The following is a 19,965-nucleotide window of genomic DNA, read 5'->3' on the forward strand; positions in this document are numbered from 1 at the left end:
CTTATTGACTATCAATCAAGTCAAATACCAATGTACCAGTTCTCTGCTGCATTTTCATAACATAATCCCTATCATTAGGCACATTTACACAAGGCAAATTTAAACTTCCAGTGTTGAAATTGTACTTTGCCAAACAAGAATCTTGAAATGTGTGTTTTTTTAGTGTCTTAAGATCAACATCAAAACGCTTGCTGAATGGTGTGTTTATCAAATCTACCGAATAAATATCTGCTCCACCAACAATAACATTTGGTACTCTGACGCAAGGAACTTCTAATTTTTGATCTAGTAATTTTGCTTTACAATTTTTGGTTTGATTGCTTGCATTATTGTAGAGTTGTTGAATTTCGCTATCGTTTAGGACGCGGTTGTAGATGCGGAATTCATCAATTGATCCCTTCAGCATCGTTGTACCATCTCTTCCTATACATGGGCTATTGCTAAAACCCAATGTGGCATTATTTGATATATCCATTACGCCTTTTATTGGCTGTTCATTAACCAAGTTACCATTGATATATAGACGGATATTAATTTCGTTTTTTATTGCAGTGTAAAAATACCATTTACGGACATTTATTTTATTAGAATGCAGAACAACGTAATTTGTTGATGAGTCATCTATTTCAAAATTAATTCTTTTGCTGCTACTCCTTATATCAAAAAACTTGCCATGTTGACATGATTTTCTTTTAGACAGTAAGGCAGAGGATGCAGTCGAATTCAGAGAAAAGTAAAAACTAATTGAAAAATCATTATTGCTAAAGTAACCATTAATAGTTCCATGATGATCATTTCCACTTTCATCTAACACATTAGTATTAAACGGATAATAAGCAACCAAACCATCAGTAAACGCATTAGGTTCTATAATTTTTCTATCATATGCAACATTAGCTAAAACCTGATTAGTATTACTAACACAAGCTTCTAAATCACTAAAACAAATCAATGCCGCTTTTTGCACATTTTCAGCATCAGTTTGCAATTGTGTAGCTAAACCTACTAATTCTTGTTGGCGATTAGTCGCTAAATCCAATTGTAAAGTTTTAGCTAGTGTTTTTTGATCAATTGTAATCTTTTCATAAGCTTCTGCTAATCTAAAACGCGCATTTTCTATCTCTGTTGAAACTTCTGAAGTTTTCAATTCTTCTGGCACATCAGGATCAACTTCCCAATAGGGGCGATAAGCATAATTTAAAATCGCAGGAGAAGTTTTAACACCTTCAGCAAATTCTTTGCTTGCAATATATTGGACAATTTTATCCAAAGCCGATGTACAAGCTTTTAAGTTATTCAAAGAACAAGAAAATGCTGGAACTGTTTGACTATTTTCGCCGCTGAAAATACGCGCTAATCCAGTAACATCGCCACCTTTCTGATAAGCCACGACTTCCAAGGAACCATTATCACGAGTAATTCTATTTAATTTAGTAACTGCTGTATCAATTTTAGCACCGACTTTGATACTAACACCATTAACATTAAATGTATGTTCTAAACCAGCTCCAACACTACGTTTAAAAGTTTGTTCATGTACCTGACTAGTAAAAGCAAACTGCATAGCCACATAAACACTAGCACCTTCTTCAGTTTGATAAACAAAATTATTGCCACATAATTCTTTGAATTTACAAGCATTAGTTTTAACTCTATCAGCAGTATCATTCAAAGGATCGCTAGAATCAATATCAAACCGCCCATTACCAAGTTTCAAATCATACTTCAGAGTAAAGCTTTGAGAAAAGCTTTTTTCAATAGTTTTATCAATAAAAGTCTTACTGCCACCCAAACTAAAAAACCTATTTTAATTTTACCGCCAACCTTACGCTCAAGCTCATTAAGCACTTGTTCCTGACTAGTCAAAAGTGTAGCATTTAAACTAACTTCACCACCGCCACTCATCACTTTTTGCCCATTTAGACAACTGATAACCTTAATCCGCTCACGATCAAAATCAAAGCCACCACCAAGCCAAGGGATAATTCCTTCATTAGGTGGCTTAGTATCAGCAGGAAAAGGGCAAATGGCGTATGTGTTTATTGATATTAATGATATTAACATCGTTTTTATGATGTTTTTCATAGGTTTTTATTCCTTGTATTTTAAGCTTAAGTACTTATAGTACGAGATGTTCCTTGAACTGCTTGAGTTAATATCTCAGTAATCCACTGATTTAGACTTTTTTTGTTTATTTCAGCGGCTGTTGCAACAGCGGCATGTACTTCGGGAGAAATAGTTACCATTAGATTCCCGGAATATGGCTGCTGGGGTTGTTGACCAGTTTTTTCGCAAATTTCTAAATAGTGATCAACGGCTTCTTCAAATGCCGATTCCAATTCATCAACGCTGGTGCCGTGAAATCCAACTATGTCACGGATGCCAGCAAGATGACCTACAAAAATACGATCTTCATTATCATACTCTACACTGGCAATATAGCCATTATAAGTCATTGTATTCATGGTGTTATACCTGCTATGTTTAAAAAAGCTCTAGCATCAAGCACCCGATACCGCAGTGCCTCCTTGTTTGGATGCGGACGGTGGAAATCTGCACGCACTCCATTCAATAAAAAAGTTACACGAGAGCCGCTTCCTTCTATGATTTCACAACCTAAAGCCATAAATAGTGCCTCAATCTTCCGCCATTCTAGGTTTCCATTGACGGGATCGGAAAATATAGCAACAAGGGTTTTATGATGCTTATTATTCATAATTTATTTAAATAGTTGATTAAAATATCATTTAGTATCAATCAAGTCAAATATCAGCGTACCAGCTCTCTGCTGCATTTTCATCACATAATCCCTATCATTAGGCACATTTACACAAGATAAATTTAAATTTCCGGTTTGTAAAAGATAATGACATAAAAACTACAGGGATTGCATTTTAACAGGGATAACTGCGGTGCAATCCCTGTAGTTTTTTAACGGCTTTTCTTAACAATCCAACTGTAAAGTTTTAGCTAATCTAAAACGCGCATTTTCGATCTCTTTTGAGACTTCTGAAGTTTTCAAATCTTCTGGCACATCAGGATCAACTTCCCAATAGGGGCGATAAATTTTATCCAAAGCCTGAGTACAAGAAAATACGCGCTAATCCAGTAACATCGCCACCTTTCTGATAAGTCACTACTTCCAAGGAACCATTATCACGAGTAATTCTATTTAATTTAGTAACTGCTGTATCAATTTTCAAACCTACTTTGACACTAACGCCATTAACTTTAAATGTATGTTCTAAATCGGCTCCAATAGTACGTTTAAAAGTTTGTTCATGTACCTGACTAGTAAAAGCAAACTGCATAGCCACATAAACACTAGCACCTTCTTCAGTTTGATAAACAAAATTATTGCCACATAATGTTTTGAATTTACAAGCATTAATAGCATCATTAAGTGGCTTAAGATCAGGCGGAAAAGGGCAAATGGCGTATGTGTTTATTGATATTAATGATTTGTTTCATGGGTTTTATTCCTTGCTTCAAATTTTTTATTATACTTAAGGTTTGCTTAGATAAGCATATTAATGTTAATATAAATATTAATTTATGGTGGCTATTTTAACACACACAGCAATCTAAACAGACTGAAATACGGATTATGGGATATGTACAAATTAAATAAACCTTATTTAACCAATAGTCAAGGTGGAGTATTTTTGGATAAACTAGCTTACCAAAAAGTACTAGACGCATTAGAAATATTGAAATATATTGGTGCTACACAACAGACTTTAACTGAATTATTTGATCATGTTGCAATTGAAAAAGAACGTCAAACTTTGACATATAAAAATAAGGTATTTTTGGCGATTGTGCCAATAGAAGATGTTAGAGTTATTGAACAACTTGAAAATTGTATTGACAATGCTGATGTAGATGATGCACTGCAAGAAGAAGGTGAGTCACTTAATTCAACGCAAGCTGATAAAATCTTAGGATGGTAATATCATGGCTTATCTTCTTAAATACCGTCCAGCGGCTTTACGTCAATTTAAAACTCCAAGGTTTTGAAAATCGTTATCGTATTCGAGTGGGAGATTATCGTGTTATTTATGAAATATATGATGATGTATTACAAGTTTTGATTGTCAAAGTTGGACCTAGACGAGATATTTATTAAATTTCACCACTGGTACATCGTTAACTTTCAACACGGGGTTTTAGACCTGACAGGTTTTAAAAACCTGTCAGGTCTGTGGCCAGAGTTATTGACTATCAATCAAGTCAAATACCAATGTACCCGATCTTTGCTGCATTTTCATAAGATAATCCCTATCATTAGGCACATTTACACAAAGCAAATTTAAACTTCCGGTGTTGAAATTGTACTTTGCCAGACAAGAATCTTGAAATGTGTGTTTATCATTTCTAATGAGTAAATATCTGCTGCTGTACCAACCACATTTGGCACACTGACGCAAGGAATTTCTAATTTTCTATCTAATAACTTTGCTTTACAATTTTTGGTTTGATTGCTTGCATTATTGTAGAGTTGTTGAATTTCGCTATCGCTTAGGGCGCGGTTGTAGATGCGGATATCATCCATAAGACCATTGAAAGTTCCACCATATGATTCTGTTGCCCAAATACCTATTTCCAATGGCGTATTCATACCACTATTCAAATTTCTTCCTTCATCAACCATTGTAGATTCGATATTTCCATCAATATACATAGAAAAGTTAAATAAATTTCTAGTAATAAATAGCAAATGCCAATGACCATCATTGACATTACTAATAGAGCCTAAGTTTCCTCCTGCATAAATTTCAAAGTTTGCTTTGCCATTCAAAACAGCTAAGGAATACCAATTTCCAGTGTTGATATGTGCTCTTTTTGTAACTATTCTTTTCCAAATTCCTGTTTGAGTAGTTTTTATCCAAACTCCGATGGAAAATTCTGTTTTTCCGAAATTTAGTAAGGGTGCATCTCGAACTACTATCTTGTTACTTACTCCATCAAAACTATAAGCACTATTTTTCTTTCCAAATCTATCCTCAGCCAAACTAGCACCATGAATTTTACCATTATTATCATTTCCACTTTCATCTAAAGCATTGGTATTAAATGGATAATAAACTAATAATCCATCAGTAAACGGATTAGGTTCTATAATTTTTCTATCATATGCAACATTAGCTAAAACCTGATTAGTATTACTAACACAAGCTTCTAAATCACTAAAGCAAATCAATGCCGCTTTTTGTACATTTTCAGCGTCAGTTTGCAATTGTGTAGCTAAACCTACTAATTCTTGTTGACGATTTGTAGCTAAATCCAATTGTAATATTTTCATAAGTTTCTGCTAATCTAATACGCGCATTTTCAATATCTGTTGAAACTTCTGAAGTTTTCAATTCTTCTGGCACATCAGGATCAACTTCCCAATAGGGGCGATAAGCATAATTTAAAATAGCAGGATAAGCTTTGACACCTTCTGCAAATTCTTTGCTTGCAATATATTGGACAATTTTATCCAAAGCCGATGTACAAGCTTTCAAATTATTCAAAGAACAAGAAAATGCTGGAACTGTTTGACTATTTTCGCCGCTGAAAATACGCGCTAATCCAGTAACATCGCCACCTTTCTGATAAGCCACCACTTCCAAATAACCATTATCACGAGTAACTTTATTTAACTTAGTAACTTCATTCTTAATTTCAACACCGATTTGCAAACTGCATAGCCACATAATGTTTTGAATTTACAAGCATTAGTTTTTACACGATCAGCAGTATCATTCAAAGGATCGCTAGAATCAATATCAAACCGCCCATTACCAAGTTTCAAATCATACTTCAGAGTAAAGCTTTGAGAAAAGCTTTTTTCAACAGTTTTATCATGAAGCTCATTCAGCACCTACTCCTGACTAGTCAAAAGCTTAGCATTTAAACTAACTTCACCGCCACCACCAAGCCAAGGGATAATTCCTTCATTAGGTGGCTTAAGATCAGGCGGAAAAGGGCAAATGGCGTATGTATTTATTGATATTAATATCGTTTTTATTTCTCGCCTTAAATTTTTAATGATACAATATATCATGAATACAAACAAGAATGATATATTTCAACCTGAAGTTAAAATAAAACAAGTCTCCATAGAAAATTTTCGATGTTTTGAAAATTTTAAACTAGAATTTCAACCATATTTAACTGTTTTAATAGGAGAAAATGGTGTTGGAAAAACAGCTTTTTTAGATTGCTTAGCTTCTTTATTGACGCTTTTTCAAGAATATATAAAATATGGAAGAGTATTAAATTTTTCTAACACACATAATAGTATTTCAATACTTTTAGATGGTGAAGAAATAGATTTTAATCTTAGTTTTAGCAAAGATCAGCAATTTGATGATATTCCATTAGCGGTTTATTATCCTGCCAACAATGCGCCAGTAAATGCCATTGATTTCAAAAATACCAATGACAACTTTGCAACCGATATTTTCAATGCCTACGAAGGTGCCTTAGATAAAAAATCCTTTGATTTTGTCAACTTTTTTAATTGGTATAAATGGCAAGAAAACATTGAAAGGCAAATCGGTGAAAATAAAACAATTCGATAAATTATCTATTAATTGGCTCAATAATCCTAATGGTGACATGATAATTAATAAAGATAACATTCCTTTAAATATTAATCAACTTTCATCAGGAGAAAAAACACTATTAGCCTTAATAGCAGATTTAGCACGTCGTTTAGCAATTGCCAATCCTCATAGAGACAACCCATTAATGGGTAATGGAGTAGTATTAATTGATGAAGTTGATTTGCACGTCGTTTATAACATTAGGGTATCAAGGTGTTTAGGACGCTCAGAAAAACTGGCAAAATAAATATTTTTACCTGATAATGTGCTTGGGTGAGGGCCCAGCTTAATTATATCAGAATTTTGTGTTATAGTTTTTCAGCTAAAGACCTGTCAGGTCTGAGAGTTTTTGTTTTTCACATTTGAGATAAATAACATGAATTACGATATAATAATTATTGGTGCTGGACCGGCTGGACTTAGTTTTGCTCGTTCTCTTGCAAAAACTGATCTAAATATATTAATGATTGAAAAGTCATCAATAGATCAACTAAGTCAACCAGCACCTGATGGACGTGAAATTGCACTTACCCATCTATCAGTAAAATTAATGAAAGAGCTTGGAGCGTGGTCTCATATTCCTCCAGAAGTGATTTCTCCAATCAAAAAAGCTAAAGTATTAAATGGTAATTCGTCATATTTTTTAAATTTTGGTAATGATAATTCTTCTCTGGAAGCTTTAGGTTATTTGGTTCCTAATTATCATATTCGTCAAGCTTTATATGATGTGGTTAAAATTATAGACAATGTTGAGATAATGACAGATGTGTCTGTAACAGATGTGCAGCCGGGATGTATTAGTTTGTCTAATGGTAATAATTTGCAAGCTTCGTTAATTGTTGCCGCTGATAGTAGATTTTCAAATAGCCGTCGTAAAATGGGAATTCCTGCTAGTATGCATGATTTTTCTAGGGTTGCAATTGTATCTAGGATGGAGCATGAAAAGTCTCATAATCAGACTGCTTTTGAGTGTTTTCATTATGGTAGAACTTTGGCAATTTTGCCAATGACAGGTAAGATGTCTTCAGTGGTAATTACTGTATCTGCTGATGTTGCAGATTCAATATTAAATATGACTGAAGAACAGTTTAATATTGATGTTGAACAGCAATTTAAGAGTAGATTAGGTTCAATGAAATTAATTGGCAAACGATATTCATATCCATTAGTTGCAGTTCATGCGAATAGATTTGTAGCGGAGCGTTTTGCTTTAATTGGAGATGCTGCTGTAGGTATGCATCCAGTAACAGCTCATGGGTTTAATTTAGGTTTAAGGGGGCAAAATACCCTTGCTAAGGAGATTAAAGATGCTATTTCTAAAAACAAGGATATTGGTTCAATGCAACTGTTAAGTAAATATGACAGAAAACATCAATCAATTACCAAGCCTTTATATTTTGGAACTAATAAAATTGTAGAATTGTTTACTAATGATACCTTGCCAGCTAAGGTTGTGAGAAGCGTGACTTTAAGATTTGCTAATCATTTTGCTCCAATTAAGCGTATGATTACTAATAAATTAACCGAAAAAGATGAAAAGGGGTATTTGCCTTTTATTAAGTTGTAGCTGTTCAATATAAAGACCTGTCAGGTTTACTTCGCTCCGTGACTGCGTATTAAAAACCTGACAAGTCTGATAGTTGGTCCACTCAAGCTATCCAGTTAAACTAGCAAAAAGTAGTGGCAATTGTTCTGGCAGTCTTTCAACATTATCAACAATAGTGTAATTATTTTCACCAAAAATGCGTTTTACATAATTATCAGCATTTGGATCAAGGGTAAGACAATAAGTTAGCACTCCAGTAGAATATAATTCTTCTACTGCCTTTTTGGTATCAAAACGCAAATGTTGCGGATCTCTCTCATCAATATCTGCTGGTTCACCATCTGTTACTAGCAAAATTAGTTTGCGTTTTTCTTGTTGTTTGTGTAGATGAGAACCTGCATGTCTTAGAGCTGCTCCCATTCTAGTGGAAAGTCCACCTTTCATACCTGCTAGGCGTGCTTTGGCATCATCACTAAAATGTTCATTAAAATCTTTAAAACGGAAGTATTGCACATCGTGTCTGCCATCTGAGGCAAAACCGTGCAAAGCAAATGGATCACCAATACCTTCCATAGCCACAGATACAAGAGTTGCTGCTTCACGTGTCAGCTCTAGCACAGTTTTTTCACTATCACCAATAGTTTCATTGGTTGATTCTGATAAATCAAGTAAAACCACGATTGATAAATCACGTGTTTTCAAGACATTACGCATAGTAATACGCGGGCTTGGTTGCTCACCCATACGAATAGCAATCATTGCATCAACGGCGGCGTTAAGATCAATTTCATCGCCATCTTCTAAGCCTCTTTGACGCTGCACTCCTGCTGGTGCAAGCAAATCAATAATTTGACGAATCCGATGTGCAATTGGTTTGTGCAAAGTTAAGATGTTATCAATTATTTCAGGATCAGCTTTGTGGGGGCGACGTTCATAAATTGTTGCCCAATCTGGACGATGCAACTGAATTTGATAATCCCATTCTTGATAATGGAAAGGATCAGAAATTGGTTCACTGCCCATGATGTCATTAAAACTGGTAGCATTATCAGTTAAATCATCTTCATAGACACGCATAACATCCTTGCAAGTCCAAATAACTTGAGCATCATCTCCTGCAAGCTCACAATCTACCTCATGTGCCATCATCAGTGGGCTAACTATATAACGCTCTTGGGCTTTGCTAGCAGCAATATATTCCACGCCCTTATCCCAATTGATATCCTCATATTGCCAAATAATACGATTATCATCACGATAACTCAGACGATAGCGTTCTAAAATCCGCAAACTAGGCATTGTTTTTCTGCTAGCAAAAATATTATATAATTCAACGCCCATCAACCATGAAAAATGATTATCATCTTGTTTTGCTTCAATTTCACTATGAAATTTGGCTGCAAATTGATTAAGAGTTTCATCATCACCTTGAACGCTACTATCAAGTAATTGCAAGGTAAATTTTTCTAACACTTCCATAGTTGGATGTTCAGATTTTTCCTTATACTCAACTAGCATTAAATTACGCAGCAAAGTTTTAAGCCCGGGAAAATCTTGCACAGCCTTATATTCTACCCGCGCATCTTCCAACAAACCAATAAAAAATAATTGCGCAGGGCTAAGTTGTTCCGCAGACATTGGTCCAGCGGCATACATCATATGAGCAGCCATATGAGCAACAGTAGCCCGGTATAACTCTAAACCTGTAATAGTTATATCATTAACTTTTATATCATCAACAGCATCAGGCACATATAAAATTCTATCCTCAATATATGGACGAAAATCAGTATAATCAGCACCAGTTGGGCGAATAAAGAAATCACGCCCCCATAAAGCACGCAGATAAAAATTTAGCTTGCGTTGCACTTTGACAAATAAAATACCACGGCGTTCGCGTTCCAGCATAGCGCGGCTATCAGCAGATTCTAAATTAAAATAAGCTGTAAGATTCTTATAATCACGACGATAAGCTTTAGCACCAAAATTAGCCCATCTTCTAAGCCCACTAAGCGTAAGTTTAGATAGTAGCTGATCAATATGGCTAAGCATTGGGCGCAAGCCTCTTGCAGCAGTTGAGGCTAATTGATGAATAAATGTTAGATAGCCCTGTACAAGCCGCGCATCACCACCAAAGTGGCGTGCTACATTTGGCAAATTAGATAAAAGCAGAGCAATTACTTCGCCAGAAACCATTGATGAAGCTTTCATTGCTGCTGTTATACAGTCATCAATAATATCTTCACCACACTCTTTAACAATTTGTGGCATTACTTCAAGATAAGTAATTACCAAATCATTACCTCTCCCCAAGCGACATAATGCCTTTGCTCCGTCTAAATATTTTTTCAGACCAGCAGGTGATATCACTCTAGCTGCATCAGCAAAAGTGTTCTCAATAACATGTCGCACTTCTGGAGCGGTTTTTTCTAAGAATTCTGAATATTCTTCGAGAATTATGGTTGACATCAAATCACCCTAAAAATGTTTGCACCGCAGCATTTAGCGTATCACGCATATCAACATCATCAGTAAGTGGTGTAATCATAGTCATTGAACAAGCTGCATTTGGATCAATACCTTTAGCGATAAGTTGACCTGCATATACTAAAAGGCGGGTTGAAATACCTTCATCAAGTCCGTGTCCTTTTAAGTTTCTAGCACGGTGAGCAATTTGCACTAGTTTTGCTGCTATCGCTTTATCAACACCTGATTCCTTAGCAACAATTGATACTTCTAAATCTGTTTCTGGATAATCAAAATCAAGTCCACCAAAACGCTGTTTAGTAGATTGTTTTAAATCCTTCATCAGCGACTGATAACCGGGATTATAAGAAATAACTAATTGAAAATCAGGATGTGCTTCAACTAATTCGCCTTTTTTATCTAGTGGCAAACTTCTACGGTGATCAGTTAGCGGATGAATAACTACTGTGGTATCTTGTCTAGCTTCTACTACCTCATCAAGATAACAAAGAGCTCCCATTCTTGCTGCTGTTGTAAGTGGTCCGTCTTGCCATTTAGTCCCATCTTTATCAAGTAAAAAACGTCCAACTAAATCAGAAGCAGTCATATCTTCATTACAGGCAACAGTAATTAAAGGTTTGCCTAATTTCCACGCCATATATTCTACAAAACGCGATTTACCACAACCAGTTGGACCTTTTAACATCATTGGCATACGCACACTATAAGCGGCTTCATAAAGATCTATTTCATTGCCAACTGCTTCATAATAAGGTTCTTTTTTAACTAAATATTGCTCTAAATCTATTGACATTGTGCTTCCTGTTGATTGTTATTCTTCATCTTCGGTCTCCATCTCGCCAGACCAGCCTGATTGTTTGGCGTTTTGGATAGCCTTCTCGTGAATTGTGCGATGACGTATTGCCAAATCTGGTGGTAAACGACTTGGCATACAACCATATTTGTCCCACTCGGAATTAACCTTATCAAGTAAAGAGTCAATCCCGGCTAGGTTCCAGTTTTCACAAGTTTCACTTTCATCAAGCACACCAAATACCCAAGCATCACGAATAATTTTACCAATAGTGGTCATACCACCATTTATATCCTTATCAATACCTACATATCTTTTTGGTTTTTTCATTAATAAATACTCTTGTGAAAAAAAAACCTCATTAATTAATGAGGTTTTTACTTACTATTTAATGGAAATTAAACAGTTTTTCCATGATAAATAACCATTGATGTTCCCGCACATTGAGCGAAATTATCAAGACCTAAAAGACGCACATGATTATTTGGATGTGCAGCATGACACGCTTCTAATTCTTTAATAATCGCATCCACACTGGTTTCACCAAACATTGGCAATTTCCACATATACCAATATGAATCACTAGCATGTTCAGGTTCAGTGTGCTCAATGCTTGGATTCCAACCTTTATCAATAATGTATTGAATTTGGGTGCGGGTTTGCTCAGCGTCAAGCGGGGGTAAATATGAAAAAGTTTCAAATTTACGGCTTGCGGTATTACTAAGACTTGAAATATAATCTTGCATAATCTCTCCTATTATTTATGAGCAGCGTCAATTTTATCAACGGTATCGAATTCAAACTTGATTTCTTTCCAAGTATCCATCGCAGCAGATAGTTCTGGAGAATGTTTTGCAGCAGAAGTAAGAATATCTTTACCTTCTTTTTCAAGTTCACGACCCTGATTGCGAGCTTCAACACAAGCTTCAACTGCAACACGGTTAGCAGCCGCACCAGCAGCATTACCCCACGGATGACCTAGTGTGCCGCCACCAAATTGTAGACAAGAATCATCACCAAAGATATTAACCAACGCAGGCATATGCCATACATGAATACCACCTGATGCAACAGGGATAACACCGGGCATAGAACCCCAATCTTGGTCAAAGAAGATACCACGAGAACGATCTTCTTTAATGAAAGAATCACGCATAATATCAATCCAGCCAAGAGTAGCTTCTCTATCGCCTTCTAATTTACCTACAACTGTGCCAGAATGTAAGTGATCACCACCTGATAAACGCAAGATTTTAGCCAATACGCGGAAGTGAATACCATGGTGCGGATTACGATCAATTACCGCATGCATAGCACGGTGAATGTGTAATAACATACCGTTATCTTGACACCATTGTGCTAACTGGGTGTTTGCAGACCAGCCACCAGTGATGTAATCGTGCATAATAATCGGTGCGCCAATTTCTTTAGCGTATTCCGCACGTTTCATCATTTCATCAGAAGTTGGAGCTGTAACATTAAGATAATGTCCTTTACGCTCACCAGTTTCTGCTTCAGCTTTGTGAATGGCTTCCATTACAAAGTCAAAACGACCTCTCCAACGCATGAAAGGTTGTGAATTTATATTTTCGTCATCTTTGGTAAAGTCCAAACCACCACGAAGACCTTCATAACATGCACGACCATAGTTCTTAGCGGACAAACCTAATTTAGGTTTAATGGTACAACCTAAGAATGGACGACCATATTTGTTTAAAATATCGCGTTCCATCTGAATACCTTGTGGTGGTCCATTACAAGTCATTACATAAGCAATTGGAAAACGAACATCTTCTAAACGAAGAGCGCGTAATGCTTTAAAACCAAATACATTACCTACCAAAGAGGTCATTACGTTAACAACTGACCCTTCTTCAAATAAGTCAATTGGATAAGCAACAAATGCATAAAAACAAGTATCATCACCGGGAACATCTTCAATCGCATAAGAACGACCTTTGTAGTGGTCAAGATCAGTTAAAAGATCTGTCCATACTGTAGTCCATGTTCCAGTTGAAGATTCAGCAGCTACCGCAGCAGCAACTTCTTCTCTTGGCACACCTTCTTGTGGTGTGATTTTAAAACATGCCAAGATATCTGTATCTTTTGGTGTATAATCCGGCATCCAATAAGTTTCGCGGTATTGTTTAACACCGGCATCATAAGTTTTAGCCATTTAGCTTTCCTTGTTGTTGAAAACAACTGATATTATAAAATAATATTTAAATCATGTCAAATAATATTTTTCATGATCAAATCATAAATTTATATTATTATTAGATATATAATTATCCCTATTTTCTAAATAAATAGGGATAATTATTCTAACAGATAGTATAATCTGTTTTTTTTATAAAAAACAATAATAGTTTTTGATTATTAAGATAAGTTAATATGAATAAATATATTATATTGTTGTTATTGTAAATGGAGTTTTTATTAATATTGTTTAAAAAACCACCAAAATCCATACTACGCAAAGTTGGTCGTGCCATTGTTGATTATGAAATGATCAAGGATGGTGATAGAGTTTTATTGGGTTTATCAGGTGGTAAGGATTCTTTATCTCTCTTACATATTTTAGGACATTTAAAATCTTATGCTCCCATAAAATTTGAATTGGCAACTATTACTGTTGATCCTCTGATTCCCGGATTTGATCCTTCACCGCTAAAAGCATATTTGGCTGAACTTGGTATTAATTATTTTTATTGTCAGCAGCCTATCATGGATGAGGCGCAACAAAATTTAAAAGGTAAATCTTTTTGTGCTTATTGCGCTAGGATGAAACGCGGTATTATGTATTCCACTGCTCGTAAGCAAAATTATAATGTTTTAGCTTTAGCACAACATTTAGATGATTTAGCTGAAAGTTTTTTAATGTCAGCTTTATATAATGGGCGTTTGCATACTATGAAAGCTAATTATGTTAATGATGCTGGGGATATTAGAATTATACGCCCCTTAGTATATACACGTGAACGCCAAACAGCGGCATTTTCTGTAGCGGCAGAATTACCTGTTATTCAAGATAGTTGTCCAGCCTGTTTTAGTAAACCTACCCAACGTGAACATGTTAAAACCTTGTTAGCAAATCAAGAAAATGACCATCAGCATGTATTTCAATCTTTATTAAAAGCAATGCGCCCTTTGATGAGTAATTAAATTGTCATATTTATAATATAAAGTGAATTTTTTTAATAAAAGGAGATGTTAAGTGAATAAATTTCTTATAGCAGTTATTGTTATGGCAGGTTTAGTTTCCTGTAATTCAGATGAAGAAGATTATCAGATTGATGGTATGGGTGATGGTGCCATCTCTCATCAAGATGGTGATTATAAAGTTGTCAGTGGTATTTCTGGTAAAATTTCTAGTGTAGGTTCTGACACTTTAGCTAATTTAATGACTTTTTGGAGTGAAGCCTTTAAGCGTTATTATTCTAATGTTGATATTCAAATACAAGCCGCTGGTTCTTCTACTGCACCGCCCGCTTTGATTGAAGGAACTAGTAATTTAGGACCCATGAGCAGAAAAATGAAGGATGGTGAAATTGAGGCTTTTGAGAAAAAATATGGTTATACCCCTACTGCTATTAGGGTTGCTATTGATGCTTTAGCTGTATATGTACATCATGATAATCCTATTGAAGCTTTAAAAATTTCACAGATTGATGCCATTTTTTCTTCTACTAGAAAATGTGGTAATAAGGATGATATTAGTAATTGGGGGCAACTAGGATTAGCAGGCGATTGGGCAAATCGTGAAATTCAAGTATATGGGCGTAATTCCGTTTCTGGTACTTATGGCTATTTTAAAAAGAAGGCTTTATGTAAAGGCGATTATAAAAATAGTGTAAATGAACAACCCGGTTCTGCTTCAGTAGTTCAATCTGTCAGCACTTCACTTAATGGTATTGGTTATTCTGGTATTGGTTATAAAACTGCTGGTGTTAAGGCTTTAGCTATTGCTAAATCTGATAATTATATTGCACCAACTGAAGATAAAGTTGTTAATGGCGAATATCCTTTAGCTAGATTTTTATATGTTTATGTAAATAAAGCACCAAATAAGGAATTGCCACCTTTAGAAAAAGAATTTATTAAAATGATTTTATCTAAAGCTGGGCAAGAACATGTGGTTAAAGATGGTTATGTTGCTTTACCAGAAGTTGTAATCAAACAAGAATTACAAAAATTAGATTAAATTAAGCCAAACCTGACAGGTTTTTAAAACCTGTCAGGTTTAAATCATATCAATATTCACGAGCGGCTGCTAATAAGGCTAATCTAGCAATCACACCATAAGCATAACAACGATTTGGATTTGCGTCTGGTGCCATATCTTTATCAGGGGTAATACAAGAATTGATAAAAGCTGAAGCTTCAAAACTCATACCGGGAGCATTGAGATTTTCATTAATTCCACGGTTGGTATGAACGCGATAAAAACCACCAACAACAAAATGGTCAATCATATAAACCACTGGTTCAGCAACAGCTTGTTGTTCACCCCAAGTTTCAAAAGTATATACTCCTTCTTGCAAAATTACTTGGCTCACCTTTCTACCTTCTTTGGTAGATGACATTTTAGTGCGTTGTTTGCGATTTAATAATAGTACTTCATTTGCACTATGTATAGTCATTATACCCATACCATAACTGCCAGAATCAGCCTTCATAATAACAAATGGCTTATGTGGTATCTCATATTCAGTATATTTAGCTTGTATATCTTTTAATAAAACCTCGACATTATCAGCCACACATTCATAACCTTCTTTAGTTATAAAATCAATTTCTCCACAATTTCTAAATAAAGGATCTATTAGCCAAGGATCAATTTTTATTTGCTTAGAAAATTCATGGGCAATTTGCTTGTAATAACTAAAATGGCTGGATTTGAGTCGATTTGACCATCCTAATTGTAAGGGTGGTATTACTTTTTGATTCAGTTCTGCTAAAATAGAAGGAATTCCTACAGATAAATCATTGTTTAATAAAACAATACATGGTGTAAAACCTTTTACGCTTATGCAATTACCCTCTCGAATTAAGGGTTCAAGCCGTAAATTACGCCCTGAAGGAAGTGTCATAGTGTGTACAGATTTTAAATCTGCTAACATTGAGCCGATATGTACTTCATATCCAGCAGTTTGTAAAATATCACGTAAAGTTGCAACATTTTCTAAATAAAATTGATTGCGAGTATGATTTTCAGGAATTAATAAGATTCCACGCGCTGCTATATGTAAACGTTCAATAGCTGATTGAACTGCTTGTACACAAAGCGGTAATGTTTCTGAATTGAGGTTATTAAAACCTGCTGGAAATAAATTAGTATCAACTGGTGCTAGTTTAAAACCAGCATTACGTAAATCCACTGATGCATAAAATGGAGCTGGCGTTTTTTGCCATTCTAAACGTAACCATCGTTCAATATCAGCTTGATGTGCAAGTAAATGCGCCTCTAAATGTTCTAATAATCCTTGAGAATTCATGTTTTTAAATTTGATATTTTTTATGAAATATGATTTGGCACATTACTCGCTATATAATATATATTATTCTGTTTTTCTAGTCTTGAACATAAAAATTTACTGTGAGTAACGAAATAAATTTTAAAGGAATTAAAGTCGTTGTGATAGATGATAGCAAAACTATCCGACGCACAGCCGAAATGTTTTTAACAAAAGCCGGCTGTGAAGTTATAACCGCTGAAGATGGATTTGATGCTTTGTCTAAAGTGGTTGAATTTAAACCAGATATTATTTTTATTGATCTGATGATGCCTCGTCTTGACGGTTATCAAACAACCGCTTTAATTAAAAATAATCCCGATTATAAACACATCCCTATCATAATGTTATCTGGTAAAGAAGGCTTATTTGAACGTGTTCATAGCCGCATTATTGGTGCTGATGATTATATGACAAAGCCGTTTTCGCGTGAACAATTAATGAATACCATTACAAATTTTGTAATAAAGAGAAATTAGATATGGCTCATATTTTAATAGTAGAAGATTCTCAAACTGATGCTTATATTATTAGACGCATTTTAGAGGATATAGGTTATAAAGTATCAGTTGCTAATAATGGAGAACAAGGGGTTGAAAAGGCAAAAGAACTTTTGCCTGATCTAATTTTAATGGATGTTGTTATGCCCGGTTTGAATGGTTTTCAGGCAACACGACGAATTACTAAAGCACCTGAAACTAGTAATATTCCAGTGATGATTCTGTCTTCTAAACATATGGAAAGTGATAGAGAATGGGGTAAAATGCAGGGTGCTAAGGAGTTTTTAATTAAACCTATTAAGCCTGATGAATTAATTAAGGCAGTTAAAAGATGGCTGAATTAGATTCGGCTTTTAATTGTTTACAATCTATTGAACAGCGCGTTAAACAAAAAGAACTTAGTCTGCCACCGCGTGAATTAGATGGTGTAGCTTGGCGAGCTGTGGTTTTTCGACTTGGGGAGATTTATGTAGTTACTCCTCTTAAAGAAATACGTGAAATTTTATTTTATCCTGAACAATTATCAAAAATACCCGGAGTTAAACCTTGGATTAAGGGTTTGACAAATATTCGTGGAATATTGTTACCTGTAATTGATTTAAAAGCCTGTTTAGGTGGTAAATCAATTAAAATTGATAAGAATACACGAATGCTTATGATACATCAAAATGATATTTTTGCAGGTTTACTGGTTGATGAAGTATTGGGAATTAGAAGTTTTACGGAAAATATTCAAGAAGGCATGGTTTGTGAGATAGATTGGCTTACACCTTTTATTCAAGGTATTTTCATAGAAAAAGATATAACTTGGATGATTTTCAATATCGAAAAATTCGCTAAAAGCGATTTATTTCTTAATATTCTTAACTCCTAAAGATTGATAAAAAATAATATGAAATTGTCTTTTCAAAGACTGGGGATGATAAAGATACGGTTAATTAGCCTGATTAGCATACTATTATTATTGTTTGTGTTGATGATCGTAACTTTTGGTTTAGTAAATCGTAATCATAATAATGATTATGAGTATTTGAGTAATGTTACTCAAATACGTTTATTATGGCATCAAATTTTAGCAGCTGTAAATAATAATAATAATGATAAATTAGTTCATTATCAGCATGAATCTAAAGAATTATTAGATAGTTTAGCTAAGGGTAATCCAGATTCTGGTTTGCCTGCGACTCCATTATCAGCACGTATCATTTTAACTGATTTAAAAAATCAATGGAGTGCTACAGAACATAGTGTCAATGTTGTTATAACAAAATTACTGGCTAAAAAATTAGATAATACATTAGCTTCAAAGCAGTTAATGAAATTAAATCCATTAATGGTAAATCGTATAGAAAAATTGCAAACTGCTTATATTGAGGCTGCGAAACAACGTTTTATTTCACCGCTTGTTGCTAATAGTTTGGCGATTTTAGTATTAATATTATTAATAGTATTAGTTTATTTATTTATAGAAACTAATAATGATCGTGATCGTGAAATTCAGAGACGTTTAAAAGATAGTGAATCTGCTTATAAACAGAATCAAGAAGCTATTTTACGGTTATTAAGTGAAATTTCTGAAATAGCAGATGGTGATTTAACTACAAGTGCAACTGTAACAGAAGATTTTACTGGGGCTATTGCAGACGCTATTAATTTTTCAATTGAGGCATTAAGAGATTTAGTTATTAGTGTTAATAATACTGTATTGCAAGTTACATCAGCAGTAGAAAGTACAAGAGGCACTGCTAAACAGTTAATTACTGCACGTGAGCGACAAGAACAAGAAATTACTAAGGCTGGGCAAGCTATTACTGGTATGGCTAATTCAGTGAGAAAGGTTTCTGTTAGCGCGGTTAATTCAGCGGATGTTGCGAAAAAATCAGTTGATATTGCTAGTAAGGGTGCAAAAGCAGTGCAAGATATTATTTCTGGTATGGATGTTATCCGTGAGCAAGTTCAAGAAACTTCTAAGCGAATTAAGCGTTTAGGTGAAAGCGCACAAGAAATTGGTGAAATTGTCAGTTTAATTGATGATATTTCTAATCAAACTAATATCTTAGCATTAAATGCTGCTATTCAATCAGCTATGGCTGGTGATGCTGGGCGTGGTTTTGCGGTAATTGCTGATGAAATTCAACGTTTAGCAGAACGTTCTGGTAATGCAACTAAGCAAATTGAGGCTATTGTAAAAACCATTCAAGGCGATACTAATGAAGCCGTTTCTTCTATGGAAGAAAGTACTAGTGGTGTAGTTTCAGGTGCGAAAATTGCGAAGAAAGCAGGTGAAGCATTAACTGAAATTGAACAAGTATCAGTACAATTGGCAGGGCAAATTGAAAATATTTCACAAACTTCACGTAGTCAAACAGCAGTAGCTGGTAATATTTCTAATACTATGAGAACAATTCAGGAAATTACCAAACAAACTTCTAAGAATACTGAAGAAACAAGCTCTTCAATTGAAGTATTAAGCGAATTAGCAAACGATTTAAAAAATTCAGTGGCAGGTTTCAAATTACCTGAATAA

The 19,965-nt window shown here is 34.7% G+C and carries 26 protein-coding genes; 11 read left to right on the plus strand and 15 right to left on the minus strand.

Annotation, left to right across the window (positions count from 1 at the left end):
* Nucleotide 1 precedes the first annotated feature (1 nt).
* From BHU68_RS04735 to BHU68_RS04755, 6 genes are all read right to left on the minus strand, one after another.
* A complete protein-coding gene (locus BHU68_RS04735) occupies nt 2-1,792 on the minus strand; it encodes a LamG domain-containing protein (protein WP_069470195.1) in 1,791 nt (596 codons plus the stop codon).
* Entirely contained in the window at nt 1,726-2,085 is a 360-nt protein-coding gene (locus BHU68_RS04740; RefSeq protein WP_141699461.1) for a hypothetical protein, read from the minus strand. The genes BHU68_RS04735 and BHU68_RS04740 overlap by 67 nt, the downstream gene beginning before the upstream one ends.
* A gap of 26 nt (nt 2,086-2,111) precedes the next feature.
* The gene (locus BHU68_RS04745; protein ID WP_069470193.1) at nt 2,112-2,465 is read right to left on the minus strand and encodes a type II toxin-antitoxin system HicB family antitoxin; all 354 of its coding nucleotides are present in this window, start codon (nt 2,463-2,465) and stop codon (nt 2,112-2,114) included.
* Complete coding sequence (locus tag BHU68_RS04750; protein ID WP_069470192.1) at nt 2,462-2,716, minus strand: type II toxin-antitoxin system HicA family toxin; 255 nt, start codon at nt 2,714-2,716, stop codon at nt 2,462-2,464. Before BHU68_RS04750 ends, BHU68_RS04745 begins: the two co-directional genes overlap by 4 nt.
* A gap of 228 nt (nt 2,717-2,944) precedes the next feature.
* Nucleotides 2,945-3,076, minus strand: a complete 132-nt coding sequence (locus BHU68_RS18000; RefSeq protein WP_256359173.1) for a hypothetical protein — start codon at nt 3,074-3,076, stop codon at nt 2,945-2,947.
* Nucleotides 3,069-3,311: a hypothetical protein gene (locus BHU68_RS04755; protein ID WP_069473002.1), complete on the minus strand. Its 243-nt coding sequence runs from the start codon at nt 3,309-3,311 to the stop codon at nt 3,069-3,071. The genes BHU68_RS18000 and BHU68_RS04755 overlap by 8 nt, the downstream gene beginning before the upstream one ends.
* 303 nt (nt 3,312-3,614) lie before the next feature.
* On the opposite strand from BHU68_RS04755, the gene BHU68_RS04760 reads away from it, so the two are divergent.
* Both BHU68_RS04760 and BHU68_RS04765 read left to right on the plus strand, forming a co-directional pair.
* Nucleotides 3,615-3,953, plus strand: a complete 339-nt coding sequence (locus tag BHU68_RS04760) for a hypothetical protein (RefSeq protein WP_069470190.1) — start codon at nt 3,615-3,617, stop codon at nt 3,951-3,953.
* On the plus strand, nt 3,947-4,129 hold the full coding sequence (locus BHU68_RS04765) for a type II toxin-antitoxin system RelE family toxin (RefSeq protein WP_069470189.1): 183 nt from the start codon (nt 3,947-3,949) through the stop codon (nt 4,127-4,129). Before BHU68_RS04760 ends, BHU68_RS04765 begins: the two co-directional genes overlap by 7 nt.
* Nucleotides 4,130-4,312: 183 nt before the next feature.
* Here the strand turns inward: BHU68_RS04765 and BHU68_RS04770 are convergent, their stop codons facing one another.
* The 3 genes from BHU68_RS04770 to BHU68_RS04780 are packed head-to-tail and all read right to left on the minus strand — an operon-like array spanning nt 4,313 to nt 5,869.
* Nucleotides 4,313-5,305, minus strand: a complete 993-nt coding sequence (locus BHU68_RS04770; RefSeq protein WP_069470188.1) for a LamG domain-containing protein — start codon at nt 5,303-5,305, stop codon at nt 4,313-4,315.
* A complete protein-coding gene (locus BHU68_RS04775) occupies nt 5,229-5,702 on the minus strand; it encodes a hypothetical protein (protein ID WP_141700046.1) in 474 nt (157 codons plus the stop codon). Before BHU68_RS04775 ends, BHU68_RS04770 begins: the two co-directional genes overlap by 77 nt.
* Entirely contained in the window at nt 5,645-5,869 is a 225-nt protein-coding gene (locus tag BHU68_RS04780) for a hypothetical protein (RefSeq protein ID WP_069470186.1), read from the minus strand. Before BHU68_RS04780 ends, BHU68_RS04775 begins: the two co-directional genes overlap by 58 nt.
* Nucleotides 5,870-6,050: 181 nt before the next feature.
* Here BHU68_RS04780 and BHU68_RS04790 point away from each other — a divergent pair, with 181 nt between their 5' ends.
* From BHU68_RS04790 to ubiM, 3 genes are all read left to right on the plus strand, one after another.
* On the plus strand, nt 6,051-6,572 hold the full coding sequence (locus BHU68_RS04790) for an AAA family ATPase (RefSeq protein WP_069470184.1): 522 nt from the start codon (nt 6,051-6,053) through the stop codon (nt 6,570-6,572).
* Nucleotides 6,550-6,843, plus strand: a complete 294-nt coding sequence (locus tag BHU68_RS04795) for an AAA family ATPase (protein ID WP_069470183.1) — start codon at nt 6,550-6,552, stop codon at nt 6,841-6,843. The genes BHU68_RS04790 and BHU68_RS04795 overlap by 23 nt, the downstream gene beginning before the upstream one ends.
* 129 nt (nt 6,844-6,972) lie before the next feature.
* A complete protein-coding gene (gene ubiM / locus BHU68_RS04800; RefSeq protein ID WP_069470182.1) occupies nt 6,973-8,163 on the plus strand; it encodes a 5-demethoxyubiquinol-8 5-hydroxylase UbiM in 1,191 nt (396 codons plus the stop codon).
* A gap of 87 nt (nt 8,164-8,250) precedes the next feature.
* Here ubiM and BHU68_RS04805 read toward each other — a convergent pair whose 3' ends face one another.
* The 5 genes from BHU68_RS04805 to BHU68_RS04825 all read right to left on the minus strand — a co-directional run bounded on the left by BHU68_RS04805 (nt 8,251) and on the right by BHU68_RS04825 (nt 13,598).
* Nucleotides 8,251-10,611 carry a nitric oxide reductase activation protein NorD gene (locus BHU68_RS04805; RefSeq protein ID WP_069470181.1) on the minus strand — a complete coding sequence of 787 codons (2,361 nt, stop codon included), beginning with the start codon at nt 10,609-10,611 and terminating at the stop codon, nt 8,251-8,253.
* A 4-nt stretch (nt 10,612-10,615) separates the two neighbouring features.
* A complete protein-coding gene (locus BHU68_RS04810; protein ID WP_069470180.1) occupies nt 10,616-11,422 on the minus strand; it encodes a CbbQ/NirQ/NorQ/GpvN family protein in 807 nt (268 codons plus the stop codon).
* Nucleotides 11,423-11,440: 18 nt separating this feature from the next.
* Nucleotides 11,441-11,752 (minus strand): hypothetical protein, encoded by a 312-nt coding sequence (locus BHU68_RS04815; protein ID WP_069470179.1) that lies wholly within the window; start codon nt 11,750-11,752, stop codon nt 11,441-11,443.
* 68 nt (nt 11,753-11,820) lie between these two features.
* Nucleotides 11,821-12,168 (minus strand): ribulose bisphosphate carboxylase small subunit, encoded by a 348-nt coding sequence (locus BHU68_RS04820; protein WP_216092687.1) that lies wholly within the window; start codon nt 12,166-12,168, stop codon nt 11,821-11,823.
* A gap of 11 nt (nt 12,169-12,179) precedes the next feature.
* Nucleotides 12,180-13,598, minus strand: coding sequence for a form I ribulose bisphosphate carboxylase large subunit (locus BHU68_RS04825; protein WP_069470177.1), 1,419 nt, complete (start codon nt 13,596-13,598; stop codon nt 12,180-12,182).
* A 269-nt stretch (nt 13,599-13,867) separates the two neighbouring features.
* Here BHU68_RS04825 and BHU68_RS04830 point away from each other — a divergent pair, with 269 nt between their 5' ends.
* Nucleotides 13,868-14,587: a tRNA 2-thiocytidine biosynthesis TtcA family protein gene (locus BHU68_RS04830; protein WP_253180922.1), complete on the plus strand. Its 720-nt coding sequence runs from the start codon at nt 13,868-13,870 to the stop codon at nt 14,585-14,587.
* A 52-nt stretch (nt 14,588-14,639) separates the two neighbouring features.
* Complete coding sequence (locus tag BHU68_RS04835) at nt 14,640-15,626, plus strand: PstS family phosphate ABC transporter substrate-binding protein (protein WP_275505128.1); 987 nt, start codon at nt 14,640-14,642, stop codon at nt 15,624-15,626.
* A 49-nt stretch (nt 15,627-15,675) separates the two neighbouring features.
* Here BHU68_RS04835 and gshA read toward each other — a convergent pair whose 3' ends face one another.
* Complete coding sequence (gshA, locus tag BHU68_RS04840; protein ID WP_069470175.1) at nt 15,676-16,920, minus strand: glutamate--cysteine ligase; 1,245 nt, start codon at nt 16,918-16,920, stop codon at nt 15,676-15,678.
* A gap of 101 nt (nt 16,921-17,021) precedes the next feature.
* Between gshA and BHU68_RS04845 the strand changes: the two genes are divergently transcribed.
* From BHU68_RS04845 to BHU68_RS18130, 4 genes are read left to right on the plus strand one after another with little or no spacing between them, the layout of a single operon-like run.
* Nucleotides 17,022-17,417, plus strand: a complete 396-nt coding sequence (locus tag BHU68_RS04845) for a response regulator (RefSeq protein ID WP_069470174.1) — start codon at nt 17,022-17,024, stop codon at nt 17,415-17,417.
* A 2-nt stretch (nt 17,418-17,419) separates the two neighbouring features.
* Nucleotides 17,420-17,782, plus strand: a complete 363-nt coding sequence (locus tag BHU68_RS04850; protein WP_069470173.1) for a response regulator — start codon at nt 17,420-17,422, stop codon at nt 17,780-17,782.
* Nucleotides 17,770-18,312: a chemotaxis protein CheW gene (locus BHU68_RS04855; protein ID WP_069470172.1), complete on the plus strand. Its 543-nt coding sequence runs from the start codon at nt 17,770-17,772 to the stop codon at nt 18,310-18,312. The genes BHU68_RS04850 and BHU68_RS04855 overlap by 13 nt, the downstream gene beginning before the upstream one ends.
* An 18-nt stretch (nt 18,313-18,330) precedes the next feature.
* The gene (locus tag BHU68_RS18130) at nt 18,331-19,965 is read left to right on the plus strand and encodes a methyl-accepting chemotaxis protein (RefSeq protein WP_083234166.1); all 1,635 of its coding nucleotides are present in this window, start codon (nt 18,331-18,333) and stop codon (nt 19,963-19,965) included.

Origin of the sequence: Candidatus Marithrix sp. Canyon 246, from assembly GCF_001723685.1 — a bacterium.
In the GTDB taxonomy this organism is placed as follows: Bacteria; Pseudomonadota; Gammaproteobacteria; order Beggiatoales; family Beggiatoaceae; genus Marithrix.

Bases quoted from the DNA above. Each gene is read 5' to 3' on its own strand.
- BHU68_RS04740 (WP_141699461.1), bottom strand. From the start codon at position 2,085: ATGAAAAACATCATAAAAACGATGTTAATATCATTAATATCAATAAAC.
- BHU68_RS04745 (WP_069470193.1), bottom strand. From the start codon at position 2,465: ATGAATACAATGACTTATAATGGCTATATTGCCAGTGTAGAGTATGAT.
- BHU68_RS04750 (WP_069470192.1), bottom strand. From the start codon at position 2,716: ATGAATAATAAGCATCATAAAACCCTTGTTGCTATATTTTCCGATCCC.
- BHU68_RS04755 (WP_069473002.1), bottom strand. From the start codon at position 3,311: ATGCAGTTTGCTTTTACTAGTCAGGTACATGAACAAACTTTTAAACGT.
- BHU68_RS04760 (WP_069470190.1), top strand. From the start codon at position 3,615: ATGTACAAATTAAATAAACCTTATTTAACCAATAGTCAAGGTGGAGTA.
- BHU68_RS04765 (WP_069470189.1), top strand. From the start codon at position 3,947: ATGGTAATATCATGGCTTATCTTCTTAAATACCGTCCAGCGGCTTTAC.
- BHU68_RS04770 (WP_069470188.1), bottom strand. From the start codon at position 5,305: ATGAAAATATTACAATTGGATTTAGCTACAAATCGTCAACAAGAATTA.
- BHU68_RS04775 (WP_141700046.1), bottom strand. From the start codon at position 5,702: ATGTGGCTATGCAGTTTGCAAATCGGTGTTGAAATTAAGAATGAAGTT.
- BHU68_RS04790 (WP_069470184.1), top strand. From the start codon at position 6,051: ATGAATACAAACAAGAATGATATATTTCAACCTGAAGTTAAAATAAAA.
- ubiM (WP_069470182.1), top strand. From the start codon at position 6,973: ATGAATTACGATATAATAATTATTGGTGCTGGACCGGCTGGACTTAGT.
- BHU68_RS04805 (WP_069470181.1), bottom strand. From the start codon at position 10,611: ATGTCAACCATAATTCTCGAAGAATATTCAGAATTCTTAGAAAAAACC.
- BHU68_RS04810 (WP_069470180.1), bottom strand. From the start codon at position 11,422: ATGTCAATAGATTTAGAGCAATATTTAGTTAAAAAAGAACCTTATTAT.
- BHU68_RS04815 (WP_069470179.1), bottom strand. From the start codon at position 11,752: ATGAAAAAACCAAAAAGATATGTAGGTATTGATAAGGATATAAATGGT.
- BHU68_RS04820 (WP_216092687.1), bottom strand. From the start codon at position 12,168: ATGCAAGATTATATTTCAAGTCTTAGTAATACCGCAAGCCGTAAATTT.
- BHU68_RS04825 (WP_069470177.1), bottom strand. From the start codon at position 13,598: ATGGCTAAAACTTATGATGCCGGTGTTAAACAATACCGCGAAACTTAT.
- gshA (WP_069470175.1), bottom strand. From the start codon at position 16,920: ATGAATTCTCAAGGATTATTAGAACATTTAGAGGCGCATTTACTTGCA.
- BHU68_RS04850 (WP_069470173.1), top strand. From the start codon at position 17,420: ATGGCTCATATTTTAATAGTAGAAGATTCTCAAACTGATGCTTATATT.
- BHU68_RS04855 (WP_069470172.1), top strand. From the start codon at position 17,770: ATGGCTGAATTAGATTCGGCTTTTAATTGTTTACAATCTATTGAACAG.
- BHU68_RS18130 (WP_083234166.1), top strand. From the start codon at position 18,331: ATGAAATTGTCTTTTCAAAGACTGGGGATGATAAAGATACGGTTAATT.